The organism is Mesocryomonas lacus, from assembly GCF_055730135.2.
In genome coordinates this window covers 1-1,912 of record NZ_JBUZWE020000041.1, presented here as the reverse complement: position 1 = coordinate 1,912, position 1,912 = coordinate 1, and the positions used below count along the sequence as shown (strand labels likewise).

General features: G+C 68.1%; 2 protein-coding genes. Both read left to right on the top strand.

Translation table 11 applies throughout. The annotated features are described in order from the left end of the window. On the top strand, positions 1 to 997 hold a 997-nt coding region (gene kdpA / locus ACZLZY_RS24800), incomplete at its 5' end, for a potassium-transporting ATPase subunit KdpA (RefSeq protein ID WP_472936628.1). A 327-nt stretch (positions 998 to 1,324) separates the two neighbouring features. Next, the coding region (locus ACZLZY_RS24795) for a P-type ATPase actuator domain-containing protein (protein ID WP_472936627.1) at positions 1,325 to 1,912 on the top strand (588 nt) is incomplete at its 3' end.

Below are 1,912 nucleotides of genomic sequence, written 5' to 3'. Positions count from 1 at the left end.
CTTCTACAACGCCAACTCCGCCCACCCCTACGAGAACCCGTCGCCGCTCTCGAACTTCCTGACAATCTGGCAGATGCTGGTTGTCTCGGTCGGCGTCGTCTTCGCCTTTGGACACCTGATTGGCGACCGCCGCCAGGCGAGGGCGATCATCGCCACCATGGCGATCCTCCTCGTCGTCGGCGTCGGTATTGCCTACTGGGCGGAAGCCGCCGGCACGCCGTCGCTCGTCGCCGCCGGGATCGATCCCGCGGGCGGCAACATGGAGGGCAAGGAGGTCCGCTTCGGCCTCGCCGCCTCCGCGCTTTTCGCCGGGGTGACCACGGGTCTCTCCGACGGCGCCGTCAATGCCATGCATGGTTCGCTCACCCCGATCGGCGGAATGGTGCCGATGTTCCTGATCCAGCTCGGCGAGATCCTGCCGGGCGGTGTCGGCTCGGGGCTCTACGGCATCCTGGTGATGGCGATCATCGCGGTCTTCGTCGCCGGCCTGATGGTCGGGCGCACGCCCGAATATCTCGGCAAGAAGATCGAGGCCAAGGAGGTGAAGATGGCGGTGCTCGCGATCCTCATCCTGCCGACCGCGATCCTTGGCTTCTCCGCCGTCGCCTCGGTGCTCCCCACCGCGCTCGCCGGCCTCGGCAATGCCGGACCGCACGGCCTGTCGGAAATCCTCTATGCCTACTCCTCGGCGGCCGGCAACAACGGCTCGGCCTTCGGCGGCCTCTCGGCCAACAGCCCCTGGTGGAACACGACGCTGGGTCTTGCCATGCTGCTCGGCCGCTTCGCCTACATCGTCCCGATGATGGCGATCGCCGGCTCGCTGGTCGGCAAGACCCGGCTCGCCGCCTCGTCGGGCACCTTCCCGACCACCGGCCCGCTGTTCGTCGGCCTCCTCGCCGGCCTGATCCTGATCCTCGGCGGCCTGCAGTTCTTCCCGGCGCTGGCGCTCGGACCACTGGCCGAGCACGTGCAGATGATCGGCGGCAAGACGTTCTGATTAGCTGGGTGCTGGGCACGCCGGCTTCGCATCCACACGCCGCCGACCGACGCAAGGGACGGCAACATTTGAGGTCGTCATCCCGGGCTTGACCCGGGACCCATTCCAAATCGCCGACGCCGCCGGCTCGGCTCAGAACGACCGCCTCGTCTTCTTGTCAGACGGTAACGGAATGGATCCCGGCTCAAGGCCGGGATGACGAAACTGAGATGGCGCAGCCCTTCGCCCGAACGTTCGGCCCCTTCCAACCCAACACATCGATTTCCCTGCATCGCATCTTCGCCCGGCGCGCCCGCGCGGGCTTTCCAGAACCCTCGGAGTAAACCCATGGCCGCCTCAACGGCATCCGCCATCGCCTCGCCGGATCTTCTCGGCCGCGCCGTCGTCGACGCGTTCCGCAAGCTCGACCCGCGCCAGCTCGCCAAGAACCCGGTGATCTTCGTCACCGAGATCGTCGCCGTCCTCGTCACCGTGCTGTTCGTGCGGGACGTCCTTGCCGGCAACCCGCTGGCCTTCACCGGCCAGATCATGGCCTGGCTCTGGTTCACCGTGCTCTTCGCCAACTTCGCCGAGGCCGTCGCGGAAGGCCGTGGCCGGGCGCAGGCGGACAGTCTGCGCAAGGCGTGGACCGACACCATCGCCAAGCGCCTGACCAGCCCGAGAGACCGGGCAGGCTATGCAGAGGTCTCCGCGCTCGACCTGAAGGTCGGCGACTTCGTCGTCGTCGAGCCCGGCGACATCGTGCCGGGCGACGGCGAGATCGTCGAGGGCATCGCCTCCGTCAACGAGGCGGCGATCACCGGCGAATCCGCACCCGTCATCCGCGAGGCCGGCGGCGACCGCTCCGCCGTCACCGGCGGCACGACGGTCTTGTCCGACTGGATCGTCGTGCGCATCGTCGCGGCGCCCGGCTCG